Below are 17830 nucleotides of genomic sequence, written 5' to 3' on the forward strand. Positions count from 1 at the left end.
TGAGGTTTCCTTGTTACTTCACTGATTTTTCGATTCTGTCCTGCAAGTCATTACCAATTTGCAGACTTCTAAATAATTGCAGCATGTTCTCTTCGTGGGAGTAATTCAAGTGGATAGGGCGTTCAATCCCTTCACCGCGGCCTTTTACTTCGACGAGTAGTTTAGCATCACCGGCTTGGTCCATATCAAAGCTGCTTGATAATTGGCTGTATTGTAAGTGTTCTAACGTCGAAAAGACAAAGTCTAGATACGGTTGGGATTGGCGCATCTGCTCAACGGCGGGGTTGCCCGAGATAGCGATGAGGCCGCCGGGTGCGCGCGCGGCTAATTGCCCGCCAGTGATCGACACTTTGCCGTTGATTAAATCGACGGGCAACACGCCATCGAATATGCCGTCGGCATAGATGCCAATTTGCGGTTGAATACGCAGGACCTCTTCTAGACTCATGGCCTGCAGTAACAGATAGGCATGGGATTTATCCTGCAATTTAAGATTAAATTCTGGCAGCAGAAACTGGCCGCTGAGCACTTTGCCTTTGGCGGTCATGGAAACATCGGTGTCACTTAAGCCTGTGAGTTGTTGTATCCAATTGTCGGGCAATTTCTCGGCATCTTTGCCAAGGGCGATATCGGCTTCCACTTCGATATCGGTCAGTGGGAAGCCTGGATCAAATAAGTTAAAGGTCATCAGCGTCTGCGGGCAATTGAGCTTACTGAGGCTGCTAAAATAGCCTTTATCCTGTGACTTGTTATGAGACTCTTTTTTATAAGATTGCCCCCAAGTAAACTCACATTGCGCTTGCAGTTTTCCCCCCTCAAAAATGATGTCTTTATAAAAGCCTTCAAGTTCTGTCATCGATTGAGTTATTTGCATGGCAAATTGGGTCTGATCGCGCTGTTGGGTTAAATTAAACTGCGCCTGTAATTGGTTATTACCTGTGACATTAAGCTCAGATGGTAAGGGTTGGGTTTGATTGAGCAAGGCTAGCGCCTCGGTCATGCTAGTGTTGACTACCCATTGGCCCGTTAACACTAAGGGATTGTTCGCGGTGGCAAGATTCAACTTGTGTTGGCTTTGCAGCTCAACAGTGCCCACTTGCCAATGCTCATCACCAAAGAGCGTATTATTTTTCCAATCTAAGCTTTGTGCCAGCGTTAACTTGTCCAGCTTAAGTACGGTTTCTTTGCGGCTGCGGCCTTTGCTGCTGAGCTGTTTTTCGATATTAAGCTGACTTGCTTGCCATGCGAGTTGATTACGCCAAGTGGTAGCGAGTATTGAGTCGAACAGCGCTTCGATATCGGGTTTAAGCTCAAATGACATGGCTTTTTGTAATGCAATCGAGAAATGGCCCGCATTCATATCGGTTTTCGTTATGATGCTAGTGCTAGCATTTTTATCCGCATTAGCCTCAGTGACGACATCATCTGTCACTAAAGTCTGTTTGGTCTGCGAAAAATACAATTGCTCCAGTGCTAAGGTTAAAGGCGGTATGGCAAGGGTTAACCTGTTTGCGGTATCAGATGTGGGCACTGAGCTTTGCGCTGGACTGGCTTTCTGAATGCTAGCGTTTTGAATACCAGAACTCTGAGTATGAGTGCTTTTTTGCGAGCTTATGTTCAGCGGCGCGAGGGCATTTATCGCGATACTACCAAGGCTAAACTCTGCATGTTTAGCCGCATTTTTATTTTGCATGCTAATACGCTTAAGCTCACCCACGGCGAACTGTAGCGTGTTGCCAGTATTTTGTTTTGTTGATTGAGTCAGTTCAGTCGATTTGGTAGCGGCAGTGATAAATTGCCAATCGGTTGAACTTGGCGTCTGAACTAAGTTAAATGTGCCTGCTGTCGTTAACTGACTATTATTCCAGCTATAGTCCTGCGGCGGATTTGCCCACAATTCAGATAATTGCATTGAGCCTGTTTGCCTCGTACTAAGGCGCCAATCTGTTTTGAAGGACAGTGCTTCGGTTGATTTTGTGATTTCAACATTGGCCAAATCGACTTGGGTATCTAGCTTACTGCCTAAGGTTTTAAGCTTCACTTGAGGAAGTTTAATCGAAAGGGGATTAGCCAAGTGCACATCTTGCGGAATTTGAGTCAGCGGATAGTGCAGGGCTTCAGGTAATGTCAGTGCGATTCCCACTGGTGTATCTGTACTTTTGAGCCCCGATAGTAGCTTAGCGATTTGACTTGCTAGCGGATCAGGCACTTGCTCAGCTATCGGTTGAGATACTGGTTCAGATACTGACTGAGATGAAGGCTTAGCCAGCGACTTATCGAGCAGTTGCATCAATCGCTGTTGCTGCTCTGTATTTGGACTCAGCGCTAAGCTAAAGGGCTCTAGTTTTAGGTCAAGTTCAGCTACATGTCCGGCAATTTTAAATGCTAACTCAGACTTAGGTGCAAGCTCGGGTTTAGGCGCAAGCTCTAGTGCAGCCAGTTGATTAAAGGTCAGCTTTGGATCGATTAATTGATGCTCACTGATAAGTTCGCCTGAGGTTAATGTAATACTGCTGTTGGATACCAATTGGCCTTGTAAATCAATTGCTAACGCTTGCCACTCTTTATCAAGCTCAGTTAACGGACTCAGTACACTGTCCTGCGCTTGCCTCAGGCTGATTTGATGCAAGCTCGCAAGCAGCGGCGCGAGTTGGATTTGACTCATGAGTTGCCATTTGTTGGTTTCGAGTGTGGCTTTAAGTGTGGCGATGCTTTCGCCTGCGTGACTAAACTCGCTGTTGATTTCCCCCGCGCCGCTGAGGCTCAACTTGTCCATCATCAAACGATAGACGGGTAAATCATTTTGGGTGTTGAGATGCTGGGCTTTGAGAATAAGACTGGTTTTTCCGATATCGATGAGTGGTAATGATTTGATATCTAAGGCCAATGCGGGGCCTTGTTCATCGATGGCATTTCGATTGGGTAAAAACAGTGATTGCCCTAACTCGACCTCAATATCACCTGTGGATATTTGGGTGATTTTTTGAGTGAGGTAAGAAGCTTGGCTGAACTGTTTAAGTTCGGCAAAACTCTGTGGCCAGTCAAGTTTTAGCTGAATATTCAGATCATTAAGCTTGATATGGCTATCATGCACCCTCAGATTGGCAGAAGTAATTCGCCAATGTTCTAACTGACTTTTCCCTAATTCAATGTCAATCAGTTCGCTGTCCATACCTGTGAGGGCAAAATTTGCCGCCCGTATGATGAGTTGTTCAGCCTGGGTATTCACAATCCAAACAGTTAACGCCACGCCCGCCAAGATGCCCGTTAAGCTGGTCGCCAATAAGGTCTTTTTCAGGGGGAATTTACGGCGATTTTGTGCAGCAACATGAGTATCCGTTCCAGAACCTAAAGCACCACTGCGAGGGCCAGCGGATATCTGCGTTGCCTCGTGTTGAGGTGCCTTGCTATCAGAGGCATTGCCACGGCTTGGCTTGTTGTGGATTGGCATTGGGTTTGATATTTATCCTTATTGACTGAGCCCTGATCAAACTCGTGCCTTAGCAGTGCAAAAATACACGAATGTGTATATTTCATTGGCACTTTTATTTTGTTCGTTACTTCGGAACTTTTATATCGCGCACGAGCACTTGAGGCAGTTTAACACTCAAGGGCTTAGCTGACTAATGTGAAAGGATCATTGAATAGACAAGCGCCTGCTGTCAATAGTTGAGGTTTTACAGGCTCTTGTACTTAATCTTTTATTCGAGCTAGCTAACTTTTGGTTAACTCACTCTTGGTGAGTGAATTGCGGCTAGCTAAATATCTGGGCGGCGATCACCACAATTCCGCAAAGTGTGGCGAGCATTAAGGCTAACTTGCCGCCCGCAACGCGGTAACCTGTCTGCATATTGGCAGCGTCCCTTGTCTGGCGTTGTGTCCACACCATGGCCACAGGTAAAAAGATGGCGAGGATCACCAGCGCAATCGCCGCGTAACCCAGCGCTGTGATAAAACCTTGAGGGTAGAAGAGGGCAAAACCTAAGGGCGGTAAAAAGGTGATAGCCGCGGTTAAACTTCGACCTGTTGCATTATCTTCTTGCCTTAAGCTTGAGGCCATAAAATCGAACAAACCTAAACTCACCCCTAAAAACGAGGTCGCAAGGGCGAGATCGGCAAATAGACTTATAGCGCTACTTAAGTATTCACTGTGCAGTACACTTGCCAGTTGATTGATAAAGCTCGATAAACTCTGGTTTTCGAGCAATTGACTTTGGTTCAATACGCCTTGACTGCCCAGTTGCCACAAAAGGTAAATCACTAATGGCAAAGCCGAGCCAAACAACATGATCCTTCGCAGGGCTTTGACTTCAACGCCCAAGTAGCGCACCACTGAGGGAATCGAACCGTGAAAACCAAAGGAGGTAAAAATCACCGGAATAGCCGTGATAATCAAACCTTGGTTAAGTGGGAGTTCGAGCAAATGTGGGCTTTCTACCTGCGGCAGTAACAAGGCCAACATAAGCAGTAATGCCAATAGCTTAAGGGCAAACAAACCGCGATTGATAAGGTCCACACAGTGAGTTCCCATGCCCACAATCGCCCCAATCAGCAGGGTAAACAGGATGGCGCCAGCCTGTGGTGGCAAACTTAGCCCTAGCCAAGTGCTCAGCTTTTGGTTCACTTGCTCACCGCCACCAGCAATGTAGGCGGCGCAAAGGGCGTAAAGTAAAAACATCAAGGCGCTATTGGCGATCAACTGGCCCTTACGACCTAATAAGCGTTGCGCCAAGTGATTAAGGCTGGCATCGCTGGGGGCGAATTGATGGATTTCTACCATTAGCAACGCCGTGTAGGCCATTAGCGCCCACAGGATGAGCATAATGGCGGAGGACGTGCCAAAACCAAGTCCCGCCGATGCGATAGGCAAAGCCAGCATACCCGCGCCGATTGTGGTGCCGGCGATAAGCAGTAAACTGCCGAAAATTTTATTCTGTGTCATAACATAATCTCAAAAGCGTGTCGCAAGAAAAAGAGATAAAGACTTGATCCTAAAGCAACTGTCTTAAAGGATTTTGATGCGATTCAATGATGAAATGATTCAAGCACAAAATGATTTAAGCAAATGAGACAGTGGCGCTCAGCGGATCCGAAAGGATATGGCCACAATGGAAGGTCAGGCGAGGTGCCTATCTATGCCATTGCGGCTACAGATAGGGAGTATAAAAGGGTGTGAAACACATAAAACTTGCCTTAGCGTGTGTTGAGTAAAAACGGATAAGTGTTTTGATGCTTTGCCTTAATAACCTAACGGCAACGGAGGTTACCATAGGGAACTGAACTGTACTTGTCAACCATTACAACAGTATTTTGATTATTTTTTGTCACAGGATTAAGGCGCAAGATATTCATTGATCACATTGCGGCAATGGCACTTGAGGGAATCGCGCGATAAAAAATGCCGCCGACTTGATTTAAGCGGGCGGCATTTTTAGCGGTAAAATCGATAGTAAGACATCAGGAACAGTAAGCAGATTATGCTTTGCTCTCTAGCGCCTTTTCATGTCTTGCCAGCAAATTTGCTGTGATGTCACTGAGGCTTAAGTTTTGATCTTCAAGCAATACCAGCAAGTGATAGATAAGATCTGAGGCTTCGTTAACTAGCTCTTCTTTATCGTGGGTCGCAGCGGCAAGGGCGGTTTCAAGACCTTCTTCCCCGACCTTTTGGGCGATACGTTTCGTGCCGCGCGCAAACAAAGACGCCGTGTAGCTGGAATCGGCACTTTGCCCTTTACGCGAGGTGATTAAGCTGGCGAGGTTGTTCAAAAATGGGTGAGCATTGTCATCTAACCAGCAACTTTCGGTGCCTTTGTGGCAGGTTGGGCCGTTGGGGATCACTTGAACTAACAGGCTGTCGTTATCGCAGTCTTTATCGATAGCCACCAATTTTAGCGTATTGCCTGAGGTTTCACCCTTAGTCCACAAACGCTGTTTTGAGCGGCTGAAAAAGGTCACATCACCTGTGCTTAAGGTTTTTTCCAGCGCGGCCTTATCCATATAACCGAGCATTAATACCTTGCCCGATAAGTGATTTTGGATAACGGCAGGAATGAGCCCATCCTGTTTGTTCCAATCCAGCTCATTAACTTGAACAGGGCTAAAATCCGACTTAGTGTTTGTTTGCGTTGACATAGTATTCACTCTGAATCTGTTTGTAGAACCTAGAACCTAGAACCTAGAACCTAGAACCTAGAACCTAGAACCTAGAACCTAGAACCTAGAACCTAGAACCGCTCTAGCGTCTAATCGCGATCCCTTCGGCCGCTAAATAGGCTTTTAATTCACCGATGTTGATAATCGCCTTGTGGAATACGCTCGCCGCCAGCGCCGCATCGACCTTAGCTTCAATAAATACATCGCGAAAATGCACCATAGTCCCTGCACCGCCAGAGGCAATTAAAGGTACGTCACAGATGGCACGAACAAGACTTAACTGCTTGATATCATAGCCGCCGCGCACGCCATCTTGGTTCATCACATTGAGCACGATTTCACCACAACCTCGTTTCTGTACTTCTTCAACCCAGTCTTGGGTGAACCACTGCGTATCCTTAGTTGCCGCTTCATCGCCGGTAAATTGCTTTACCTTATAGCTGTTGCTGGTGGCATCGAAAAAGGAGTCGATACCAATCACGATACACTGGCGGCCGAACTCGTCCTGCAGGCGCGAGATCAGACTCGGATCAGTTAAGGCGGGCGAGTTAATCGAAATCTTATCCGCCCCAAAGGCTAATAATTCACGGGCTTGGCTAATGGTTTTAATGCCACCTGCCACGCAGAAGGGAATATCAATCTGCTCTGCCACGCGGCTCACCCACGATTTATCGACCACACGTTCGTGGGCGCTGGCGGTAATGTCATAAAATACTAGCTCATCGGCGCCTTCTTCGGCATAACGCGCGGCTAACGGGACGATATCGCCGACAATTTCGTGGTTACGGAACTGCACGCCTTTCACTACTTTAGCGTCTTTTACATCTAAACAGGGGACTAGTCGTTTGGCCAGCATTGGATTGCCTCCGCCACGTTAAACTGATTGATAAGCAAGGCTTTACCTATGATGATGCCCGCAGCGCCGCTGTCACGCACGGCGCTCACATCATCAAGAGTCGCAATACCGCCAGAGGCTTGCCAAGCGATGTTGGGGAAGCTTGCTGCAATTTCTTGATAAAGCGCGGTATTGGCGCCCGTTAAGGTGCCATCACGGCTAATGTCAGTCACTAGCGCATGCTTTAAGCCAACCGCGCTAAAGGTTTCTACGAGGGATTCTAAACTCTTACCGCCGCCACTTTGCCAACCGGATACGGCGACCATTTTCTCACCGCTCTGGTTGATATTGACATCGAGCGCGAGGCAAATCGCTTCGCTGCCGTATTTGATAAACCACTCTTTAACTAACTCAGGTTCTTTCACCGCCAGTGAGCCAATCACCACGCGTTTTACACCGATAGCTAATAATTCAGTGACTTGTTCTTCAGTACGAATACCGCCGCCCACTTGAATGTTAGCGTTTAGTCCCGCCACTAATTCACTGATAAGGCGAGTTTGGCGTTTCGCGGGATCTTTCGCGCCTGTTAAATCAACGATATGCAACCACTTAGCGCCTTGTGCCTCGTAGGATTGCAGCTGCGCCAAAGGACTTAAATCAAAGGTGGTCTGCTGGCCGTAATCGCCTTGATAAAGGCGGACGACATTGCCATCAATTAAATCAATCGCAGGAATAATCATAAGCTCATATCCTTGATTGATTTGTTTATAAGTAATTTATTAATAAATACTTTTTTAATGAGTAATTTATTCATTGGTCAGCCTTCTTTACACCAGATTGGCCATCAGCAGAGTTGCTTTGCAGCGCTTCGTTCATCAGAGCTTCGTTCATCTGTAACTCGTCCATCAGCAAAAAGTTACGCAGAATTTGCGCGCCCACGGCGGCACTTTTCTCGGGGTGGAACTGCACGCCCATAAAGTTGCCTTTGCCGATGGCGGCGCTAAAGCCTTCACCATAGGAACATTGGGCTAAGGTAAATTCACTCAACGGCGCGCGGTAACTGTGGACGAAATACACATAACTGCCATCTTCAATGTCCGTAAACAGCGGGTGAACGTTAGGGATTTTGGCTCCTTGTGAGTTTGTCGTAAGCTTAAGTTGGTTCCAGCCCATGTGCGGCAAAGGTAGGCTTTCAGCTTTGAGTAACTGCGTATCCAGCTCGCAAATGTCGATTGGGATTATGCCTAAGCACTCGCAATCTTGACCTTTTCCGCCGCGCTCCTTAGAAATTGCCGCCAACATTTGCATGCCAAGGCACACACCTAGCACAGGTTGAGTCAGGCCTTGAATGAGTTCGACCAAGCCTTTTTCATGTAAGGACGCCATGGCGGCTCCCGCCGTACCCACACCCGGCAGCACCACACGTTTTGCCGCTTTGATTTTGGCTTTATCGTCTGTGACCAACACCTTAGCGCCTAAACGCTCGAAGGCGAAACGTACTGAGTTTAAATTGGCGCAGCCCGTGTCTATGATGACGGTTTCAGCATCTGGTGATGCATTTGCTGTTAATTGTCGGCTAGCTGTTAATTGCTGACCAGCTGTTAATAGAGTGTCTTGTTGCATCCTAACCTCTTAAACGATTTATGCTGATGCCTTAAAGCACGCCTTTGCTCGATGGCAGAATATCGCCTTCGACTTTAACCGCTTGGCGCAGCGCGCGGCCGAGCACTTTAAACATGGCTTCAACCTTGTGGTGATCGTTATCGCCCTGCGTCGACACATGCAGCGTACAGCGCAGGCCATCGGCAAAGGATCGGAAGAAGTGCGGCACCATTTCAGTGGCCATTTCGCCCACATGCTCGCGTTCAAAATCGGCCGAGAATTTGATAAAAGGGCGGCCAGAGATATCCAGCAGACACTCACCCTTAGCTTCATCCATTGGCAGACTAAAGCCAAAACGGGCAATGCCGCGTTTGTCTCCAAGCGCTTGGCGCAGGGCATCACCTATGGCCAGTGCCGTGTCTTCGATGCTGTGGTGATCGTCGATTTCCAGATCGCCATCGACTTTCACATCCATTCTAAAATTACCGTGGGTGGCAATTTGATCGAGCATGTGGTCGAAAAAGCCAATGCCAGTGTCGATTTTGCCTTTAACGGGGCTGTCGAGATCAACAGTCACACGAATGTCGGTTTCTTTGGTGGTACGTACGACCGTGGCTGTGCGGCCTTTATTGAGCAGCGCATCGGCGATGGCGTTCCAACCTAAAGTGTCGCGTTGATATTTCAGGCTTTTAATGCCCATGGCATTGCCCAGCTCCACATCGGTTTCGCGATCGCCAATCACCGCTGATTGGGTGAAATCGATACAGCCTTGGGTGAGATAGTCTTTCACTAGCCCAAGCTTAGGCTTACGGCAGCTGCAATTTTCATCGTTAAAGTGCGGGCAAATCACCACATCTTCGAAGTTCACCCCTTGGCTTTTGAGGATTTGCATCATCATATTGTGGGGCGCGTCGAAATCTTCCTGCGGGAAAGACGGTGTGCCAAGGCCGTCTTGATTGCTGACCATGACTAAGCGAAACCCTGCCTTTTGCAGACGTAGCAAAGCGGGGATCACCTGTGGCTCAAACACTAATTTAGCCAGACTATCGACCTGTTTGTCGGTGACGGGTTCTTCAATTAAGGTGCCATCGCGGTCGATAAACAGAATTTTTTGTGCAACATTCGGGACAAATTGTGGGTTCATGGCTCTACCTTCAAATTCAATTCGTTTAGCTAATGCTTAAGCTGATTTAACTTTCAGCGTTGCATTCGCTTTTTATTAGTTTTTTATGATCAGAGATTTATTATCAGTGACTTATCATTCATTTTCTGATGGCTGCTCAGTGCGTTGCGATTCAAATAAATTCACTAACACATCGGTATCCGCCTTTGAACTAAAGCTAAAACGGATGGCCTTAGCAAGCCTTGGGTCTTTGTAGGCGCGGGCGACAACACCGCTGCCTTGCAGTAACGCAGCTACCTTGGCGACATCATCAAATTCAGCCAGCACATAATTGCCGTTAGGTTTGAGCACGCGGGCGCGGGACTCTGAACTATTCGATTTTGAACAATAAGCGCTGATCGCCGCTGTGAGTCTGGCGCCTTGCTCATTTAATTCAGCAACTTGCACTTTCATTCTTGCAACGCCAGCGCTTGATAGCGCCTGTGTGGCGACTTCACTCACGGGTAGCGGCACAGGATAGGGCGCAATCACGCGCATAATGATTTCGACTACGGCCTCGTTTGCTAGCATAAAACCACAACGTGCGCCGGCGAGTGCAAAGGCTTTTGATAGGGTGCGCAGTACCACTAGATTCGGATAGCTTTCCAGTAAATCCGCCACACTGTATTCGGGGCAAAACTCAATATAGGCTTCGTCGATGACTACAAGCGCGTCGGGCAGGACTTTGATTGCTTGCTCGATAATGGCTTTGTCGATCACTGTGCCCGTCGGATTATTGGGATTGCAGATAAACACCAGTTTTGCGCCGCGAACGTCCTCGGCATAGCTTGACGGCAAGCCATATTCCGCGCTGAGATTTAATGCTTTAACGTCCACATTAAAGGTGTTCGCGCTGATGGCATACATGCCGTACGTCGGGCCAAAGCAGGCGATGCTGTCGATGCCAGGTATACAAAAGGCGCGAATTAACAGTTCAATCGCTTCATCGGCGCCGCGGCTGGCAACTATCTTGCTGGTGCTCACGCCGCTGTAGTTGCTGTAGGCACTGATAAGCTGCGGCGGTTGGCATTCTGGGTAACGATTCAATTTTGATAAATCGAGCGCTGCCGTATCGACATTATTGAAGGGCGATTCGTTGGCATTGATCCAAATATCACCACGACCGCCCAGTCTGCGGGCACTCTGGTAGGGCGTTAAATCCAGTAATTCAGGGCGCGCTAGGCGCTCAGCTAACGTTAGCGGCGCCGGTGCTAACGTCGATGCTAATGCTACGGGTTCTGTTGTCTTTTCCATGCTGCTCACTTGGCTCATTTTCTTCACTCAGCTCTATTTTCAATTACTTAAGGTTAAGCGGGTCATTTCTCTAGGCTAGCTAGGCGAATGGCGACGGCATTTTTGTGCGCATCGAGCAATTCGTTACTGGCTAACGTCATGACCGCTTGCCCCAATCCGATTAAGCCCTTAGCACTGAGTTCCTGCACGGTAAAGCGGCGGCTAAAGTCGGCTAATGACAGGCTCGACACGGCGCGGCTGTAACCGTAAGTCGGCAGCACGTGGTTGGTGCCACTGGCATAATCGCCAACAGATTCAGGTGTATAAGCGCCTAAAAATACCGAGCCCGCGGCGCGAATGTTTTTCAGCACCTCACGGGGAAAGCGCGTTTGAATGATCAAGTGCTCAGGCCCATATTGATTAGAAACCTGCGCGGCTTGCAGCATATCGTCCACAACAAAAGTGCGACTGCTCAGTAGTGCCGTTGTAGCTATATCACAACGCGGCAGGGCAGCGAGTTGTCTTGTTAGTGCATCATTCACGCCATCGGCGATAGCTTGCGAATCCGTTACTAAAATCACTTGTGAATCAGGGCCGTGCTCAGCTTGTGAAAGCAAATCGGCGGCGATAAATTCGCAATTGGCGTCGCTATCGGCAATCACCAACACCTCAGAAGGACCAGCCGGCATATCGATACACACAGTGCAGCGGCCATCCTGTGACACTAAGCGTTTAGCTTCAGTCACGTAGCGATTACCTGGGCCAAAAATCTTATCGACCGTGGGAATCGTTTCTGTGCCAAAGGCCAGTGCCGCAATGGCCTGCGCGCCACCCACTTGATAAATTTCAGTGATCCCGCAGGCATTGGCGGCATAGATAATGGCATCGTTGATCGGCGGTGGGCTGACCAATACTCTTTGTTCGCAGCCGGCGATCTTGGCGGGCAGGGCGAGCATCATCACGGTAGAAATTAATGGCGCGCTGCCACCGGGGATATATAAACCCACTTTTTCAATCGGTTCGCTACGTAGCTCGCAGCGTACTCCCGCCTCGGTTTCCATATCAATCGGACGAAATTGCTGGGCGCTGTGAAACACATCTATATTCGCCATGGCTTTGGCGATCGCTGCTTTCAGCTCTGGTGATACCCGTGCGCTTGCTGCAGCAATCTCGGCTTCACCCATGCGCAGCTCGCCACTTCCTTGTCCATTTAAATCTCTGGTCGCGCTATTGAAGCCATCAAACTTTTGATTAAATTCGGCAATGGCGGCATCACCCCGCGTTGCCACCGCATCGATAATGGCGCGAACGCTTTGCTCTAAGCCGCTGTCACCAATTAAAGGCGAGCGTTTCAGCGCCGTTTTCTGCTCGGTGGTTGATAAGGTTGACCAAGTTAGGATTTCCATACATTACCCCATCATTTTTTCGATTGGCATTACCAGAATAGAGCTGGCACCGAGTGCGGTCAGCTGTTCCATGGTATCCCAGAACAAATCTTCGGTACTGACGGCGTGGATAGCAACGCGGTTAGTATCATCATTTAATGGCAATACGGTTGGGTTTTCAGCGCCGGGCAGCAGGGCGACGATTTGATCTAAGGTTTCGGTTGGCGCGTGTAGCAGGATGTACTTGCTCTCACGGGCGCGGATAACGCCGTTGACGCGGGACAGAATTTTGTCGATGAGTGCTTGTTTAGTCGGCGATTGGGTTTGGGTCGATTGAATGATGCAGGCCATAGAGCGGTAAATCACTTCGGTTTCGTATAAGCCGTTGGCCTCTAAGGTGGCGCCCGTCGACACGAGATCACAAATCCCATCGGCAAGGCCGGCACGCGGGGCGACTTCAACCGAGCCTTTTAACATACAGTCGCGATAAGTTATGCCTTTTTGTTGCATAAAACGACGTAGCAGGTTCGGGTAAGACGTGGCGATGCGTAACCCTTCTAACGAGGAGGCATCGGCGTAACTGAATTCTGTTGGTACGGCTAACGAGAGGCGACATGATCCGAAATCTAACTGACGCAGTTTTAGGCACTCTGCGGGTTTGTTCAGGGTTTGACGCTCGATTTGTTCCTCTTCGAGCACGTTTTCACCGATGATCCCCATATCAACCACGCCGTCCATCACCAATCCTGGAATATCGTCATCACGAACGCGCAGTAAATCGATAGGCATATTGTCAGCGTGAGCGATAAGACGTTGTTCATTAATGGAAAATTTAACACCACAGCTTTTTAGCAGTTGCTGAGAGTCAGTAGAAAGACGGCCAGATTTTTGGATGGCGATGCGTAAACGGTTCGATTCAGTCATAGTGTTATCTCGCTCAAAAGTATCAAAATTAAAAGATTCAAAAAGTGTTGTTTAATCGGTTTAATACGCCCTGCCATTCAATGGGCCCTAGCTAAGAAATCTAGCTAACGTATTGATAATTTATTAAATATCTAAAAGTTTTTTATTTAAATTAAAACCGAAATTAACGCCTAAATGCAAAAACCCCCGGAATTCCTTCCAGGGGTTTATGATCATCTTGAATCAGTCCGCCAGAAGGATATAGTCCTCCGGCAGTGAGCGTCCGAAGGCTACCGCATATGGTGGTGATGGTGTTGGATAGCGTTCAGTAGTGGGCTCATTTTACTCTCTCGGTATTTAACTTTATTGGCTTAACTGCTCGAAATACAGTGAAGCGTTGAATTCGTTGTTACGGACGTCTATCCGTATAAGTGGATTTAAACTAACCGCTTTTATGAGCCTTTGCAACAGCTAATTTGAATTAAATGAGAATATTTATGCGTTTTTGTGAAAGGCAGAAGGTTATCGTTAAATAAAGTTATTGAGCATTTTTGTTGGGTGGATGTTGAAAGTAGATGGAAATGTGTTGGAAGTCGTGCAGGGGAACTGTAACTTGAGTTGTGAGCATTTGCTGATATTCATTAATACAGGCTTGCCATGGTGTTCACTCACCGACTCGCAGCTAGTCCGTCCTTGGATGCTCGACCGCCCCGTCCATGGGGCGGACGGTCGTCTCGCGAATCACCATGGCCTACCTTTTTAGCATTAGCATAAACTGTAGGTTTTAAGGAGACACGCAGCACGCTTTTGGACAAAAGCGCGGAAGATCTATTACTCACAATCGTCTAGTTCACATTACGATAAGTATGGCGAAGGTCAAAAAACGTAGAAATTGCTGAGGTCAATTCTAACTAGATGGCCAAATTAACCGTACTACTACAAACAATGGGTGGCTTAGAAAAACTTGAATAACATGGATTGTTAGATGTGTTCATTTATGATGAAAGTATAAAACGGAGTAGTTTCATCCTCGATTAACTCACGTACTGAATTAAGCTGTAATCGTTTTGATACCGCTTTAAAAAAGCGCAAAGCCAGTTCATTTTCTTTGAATGTAGCGACCAGTATCGGTGTGCTAATCTGCTCAAATATTTGACGGACTACTTCGAGCGCAATCCAACCACCGCGATATTTAGGAAGAATAAAGAGGTCAGCCAGTTCCCAGATAAGCCTTTTTTCATCTTCAACCGATTCTAGTAGAACAAAGCCTACCAATACTTCATTTACCCAAATGAGGTAGGCTTTTGCCTCTTGTGAGTTAACATAGGATTCAAGATCTGAGGCTGTAGAGCCATCATATAACCCATCAATGCCTATATCTTCTTTACTCCAAGATGTTGAATCAAAATAATAAAGTTGGAGCAGACGTTGTAGCGTTGTGGTGTCACTTGTTTTTAAATTGATAAGACTAACGTTTGACATCATTCATCCTGATTACCTGCGTTTTAGTATTGATGCTTGGGCACTGAAACATCCTGTTATCGAGCGTATATAATGGTATAGAGTTTTGCTTTGCTGAGGTAGCTTATTTATTTCAAATGGTTAGTGGCAGGCTGAAATCGACAGAAGTTTGCGAACCGTTATAGCTAGCGCACATGCTTTGGCGGATGCTAGCAAATACCGACGTTTAAATTGGTGTTAATTACGCGGCTAACTTGTAGTCTTATCTCAAATCAGCATAATGCTTCGAGCTGTTAAGCTTAACGCTATTGTTTACGGCAGTGGCATGCGGTACTAACCATTGTTTGTGCTTAAAAGTTTCACTATGCATTCGCTCAGTAATTTATTGTGTGGACTTGCAGTACTGTTTTCACTGACGTTCCTAACACCTTGATAAAGGATTGATTCTCCCTTTGACTCGCTCCCGCCAACCGACATCAAAGCATGTTTCCTCTAAAGAAACCGTCGCTAAGCCTTCTGCTTTAAAAGGCACCGCTACGGTGAGTCGACTCGCGTCCGAAGTGCAACGCGCATTTTTGCCCGATGGAGTATTGTCTAAATATATTCAAGGATTTAGTGCGCGAACAAGCCAAATGCAAATGGCACAGGAAGTGAGTGAGGCGATAGCGGTGAAGGGTAATGTGGTGATTGAGGCAGGCACGGGTGTAGGTAAAACCTTTGCGTATTTGATCCCCGCGATATTGAGCGGTAAGCAAGTCATCGTCAGTACGGGCAGTAAAAACTTGCAAGAGCAGTTGTTTTTTAAAGACTTACCCGCGCTGGTCGCCATGTTGGGGATTGAGCCTAAACTGGCTCTACTAAAGGGCCGCAATAATTATCTGTGCCAGTGGCGACTCGATAAGCAAATGAGCGAGGCGACGCATATCGATGCGCGTTTGTTGGATGATTTGTTGAAAATCAATCAGTGGGCGAGCACCTGTAAAGATGGTGATATTGGCGGTTTAACCTCAGTGCCTGAGAATTCTTCGGCGCTGCCACTTGTGGTCAGCACTAAGGAAAGCTGTATTGGTAAGCGCTGCGATTTTTACGATGCCTGCTTTACCCGCAAGGCGCGCAGCCGTGCCATGGATGCCAAAATTATTGTGGTTAACCACCATTTATTTTTCGCCGATAGCGTACTGAAAGACACGGGCTTTGCCGAGTTATTACCCGATCCTGATGTGGTGATTTTCGATGAAGCGCATTTATTACCCGATATTTGCGTTAACTATTTTGGCCAGCAATGTTCGAGTCGTACTATCGATGATTTCATTCAAAAGCTACTCGCTATTTATCAGACCGAACTCAGTGATACGGGGCAACTCGCCCAATTTTGCCAGCGTTGCCTCGCTAAATTAAGTGATTGGCATAATCAGTTATATTCCTGCGGCGAATCCGATTGGCGTTTAGTGCTGGGCAATAAAGCGCTCGCGGCGGCGTCATGGGATTTGTTAGCGGAATTAATTGCGCTGCAGAATTTATTAATGGCCCATATTGGCCGCAGTGAATTGTTAGATGATATCGCCATTAAGTTGGCTGAGCTGAATAATAAGCTCAGTGTGTTTTTTAACTGTGATAATAATTTGGCGGCCTACAGCATCGAATTTGGTAGTCGCTTTGTGGTGCTGCGAATTTCACCAATCAATATTGCCCGTGAGTGCCAACAGTTATTTGTGCCCGAAACCAGCTGGATATTTACCTCGGCAACTTTGCAGGTTAACCGCAGTCTTGTTCATTTTGCCCGAGAAATGGGTATCGTTGATGCGCAGCAAAGCATTCTCGACAGTCCCTTCGATTATCCCCGCCAAGCGGTATTTTGTGTGCCTAGACAACTTGGGAGCGTGACCAATCAACAGCAAGCGTTAAAGCAGCTGGTGGATGTGTGCGTGCAAGCGATAGATGCGGCGCAGGGACGGACTTTTATTTTATTTACCAGCCATAAGATGCTCGAACAAGCGGCGCTGGCATTGCGAACTCGCACTCAGTATCCGCTGTTGGTACAAGGCCAAGCGGGTAAACAGAGTCTGCTGACTAAGTTTCGCCAACTCGGCAATGCGGTATTGCTCGGCACCAGTAGTTTTTGGGAAGGGGTGGATGTGCGCGGTAAATTGTTAAGCTGCGTGATTATCGACAAATTACCTTTTGTGTCGCCCGATGAGCCCCTGTATCGCGCCCGAGCTGACAATGTGAGTCGTCAGGGACTCGATCCTTTTACTGAAGTGTCGTTACCGCAGGCGATTATTACGCTGAAACAAGGTGTTGGCCGTCTTATTCGCGATGAAAAAGATCGCGGTGTGCTGATCCTTTGCGATAATCGCATTGTGAATCGCTACTATGGCCAAGCTTTTTTAAACTCGCTGCCACCGATGGCGCGCACCCGTGACCTAGAAAAGGCATTGGCGTTTTTGAGAACAATCCCCTGAGAGTCGTCTATGGCTTACCTAGCATACGTAAACTTGTCCTATTTGCCGGATATGGAATTCTGAGCTAAGTATTGAGCCGTTACACATATTGTAAGGATATAAAAACGTAGGTAAAAATTGCCACCTGTGAGCAATAGATGGCAAACACCCTTGGAGGTTGGGTCAAGTGGCATCCTGCCTAATGGTTCCATTCAAAATAAATAATTCTTCGGCCTTTGGTTTTAGATTTTTAGTGAATTAATGGCATTCTTTGCAAGCATCTGCTGGTGCTTTTTCTTGATGAGCGATATGGCAATTGGTGCATGTTAAAACGCCATCATGTTTAGTATGAGCTTCACCTGCGAGAGTTTTCATTTCTCCATGGCATGATACACATTGCTGATTTTCAAAAACATAATCTGCTGAAGGTTTTTTATCTTTATGGCAGGATTCACAGTCAGATCTTTCAGAATGACTGTCGGCAAGTGATACCGCCATTAAATTAGTTGAAAAGCACAGTGCGCACATTAGCATCATCTTTTTAAGCATGTTATTTTCCTTTTTTATTGTTGGTTAAATCATCATTCTGAAGCGAGTAAATCACATATCTAGCTATGAAATATGTAACTTGAAGTTGGAACTGTATTTTTCTCGC

14 protein-coding genes are annotated in these 17830 nt (G+C 47.2%); 2 read left to right on the plus strand and 12 right to left on the minus strand.

The features are described from left to right. Positions 1–13: 13 nt before the first annotated feature. The 10 genes from ACHA99_RS00465 to hisG form a co-directional block, all read right to left on the minus strand. Positions 14–3451, minus strand: coding sequence for a YdbH domain-containing protein (locus ACHA99_RS00465; protein ID WP_393940288.1), 3438 nt, complete (start codon positions 3449–3451; stop codon positions 14–16). Positions 3452–3754: 303 nt separating this feature from the next. Beyond that, complete coding sequence (locus ACHA99_RS00470) at positions 3755–4942, minus strand: aromatic amino acid transport family protein (RefSeq protein ID WP_393940291.1); 1188 nt, start codon at positions 4940–4942, stop codon at positions 3755–3757. A 533-nt stretch (positions 4943–5475) separates the two neighbouring features. Further along, positions 5476–6132 (minus strand): bifunctional phosphoribosyl-AMP cyclohydrolase/phosphoribosyl-ATP diphosphatase HisIE, encoded by a 657-nt coding sequence (gene hisIE, locus ACHA99_RS00475; RefSeq protein WP_393940293.1) that lies wholly within the window; start codon positions 6130–6132, stop codon positions 5476–5478. 103 nt (positions 6133–6235) lie between these two features. Next, positions 6236–7009, minus strand: a complete 774-nt coding sequence (gene hisF / locus ACHA99_RS00480; RefSeq protein ID WP_393940295.1) for an imidazole glycerol phosphate synthase subunit HisF — start codon at positions 7007–7009, stop codon at positions 6236–6238. Next, positions 6991–7728, minus strand: coding sequence for a 1-(5-phosphoribosyl)-5-[(5-phosphoribosylamino)methylideneamino]imidazole-4-carboxamide isomerase (gene hisA, locus ACHA99_RS00485; protein WP_393940297.1), 738 nt, complete (start codon positions 7726–7728; stop codon positions 6991–6993). Before hisA ends, hisF begins: the two co-directional genes overlap by 19 nt. Positions 7729–7798: 70 nt before the next feature. Beyond that, the gene (hisH, locus tag ACHA99_RS00490) at positions 7799–8611 is read right to left on the minus strand and encodes an imidazole glycerol phosphate synthase subunit HisH (RefSeq protein WP_393940301.1); all 813 of its coding nucleotides are present in this window, start codon (positions 8609–8611) and stop codon (positions 7799–7801) included. A 31-nt stretch (positions 8612–8642) separates the two neighbouring features. Further along, on the minus strand, positions 8643–9734 hold the full coding sequence (hisB, locus tag ACHA99_RS00495) for a bifunctional histidinol-phosphatase/imidazoleglycerol-phosphate dehydratase HisB (RefSeq protein ID WP_306685302.1): 1092 nt from the start codon (positions 9732–9734) through the stop codon (positions 8643–8645). A gap of 114 nt (positions 9735–9848) precedes the next feature. Beyond that, positions 9849–11024, minus strand: coding sequence for a histidinol-phosphate transaminase (hisC, locus tag ACHA99_RS00500; RefSeq protein WP_306685303.1), 1176 nt, complete (start codon positions 11022–11024; stop codon positions 9849–9851). Between the two features lie 44 nt (positions 11025–11068). Then, a complete protein-coding gene (hisD, locus tag ACHA99_RS00505; protein ID WP_393940304.1) occupies positions 11069–12391 on the minus strand; it encodes a histidinol dehydrogenase in 1323 nt (440 codons plus the stop codon). Between the two features lie 3 nt (positions 12392–12394). Beyond that, on the minus strand, positions 12395–13294 hold the full coding sequence (hisG, locus tag ACHA99_RS00510) for an ATP phosphoribosyltransferase (protein ID WP_105252639.1): 900 nt from the start codon (positions 13292–13294) through the stop codon (positions 12395–12397). 541 nt (positions 13295–13835) lie between these two features. Here hisG and ACHA99_RS00515 point away from each other — a divergent pair. After that, positions 13836–14036 (plus strand): hypothetical protein, encoded by a 201-nt coding sequence (locus ACHA99_RS00515; RefSeq protein ID WP_393940307.1) that lies wholly within the window; start codon positions 13836–13838, stop codon positions 14034–14036. 218 nt (positions 14037–14254) lie between these two features. Here the strand turns inward: ACHA99_RS00515 and ACHA99_RS00520 are convergent, their stop codons facing one another. Beyond that, positions 14255–14755 (minus strand): GNAT family N-acetyltransferase, encoded by a 501-nt coding sequence (locus tag ACHA99_RS00520; RefSeq protein ID WP_263198487.1) that lies wholly within the window; start codon positions 14753–14755, stop codon positions 14255–14257. Positions 14756–15186: 431 nt separating this feature from the next. Between ACHA99_RS00520 and ACHA99_RS00525 the strand changes: the two genes are divergently transcribed. After that, positions 15187–17196 (plus strand): ATP-dependent DNA helicase, encoded by a 2010-nt coding sequence (locus ACHA99_RS00525; RefSeq protein WP_393940311.1) that lies wholly within the window; start codon positions 15187–15189, stop codon positions 17194–17196. Positions 17197–17433: 237 nt separating this feature from the next. Here the strand turns inward: ACHA99_RS00525 and ACHA99_RS00530 are convergent, their stop codons facing one another. Continuing rightward, the gene (locus ACHA99_RS00530) at positions 17434–17724 is read right to left on the minus strand and encodes a cytochrome c3 family protein (RefSeq protein WP_028759787.1); all 291 of its coding nucleotides are present in this window, start codon (positions 17722–17724) and stop codon (positions 17434–17436) included. Positions 17725–17830: the final 106 nt, after the last annotated feature.

The organism is Shewanella sp. S23-S33 (assembly GCF_043359565.1).
In the GTDB taxonomy this organism is placed as follows: Bacteria; Pseudomonadota; Gammaproteobacteria; order Enterobacterales; family Shewanellaceae; genus Shewanella; species Shewanella oncorhynchi.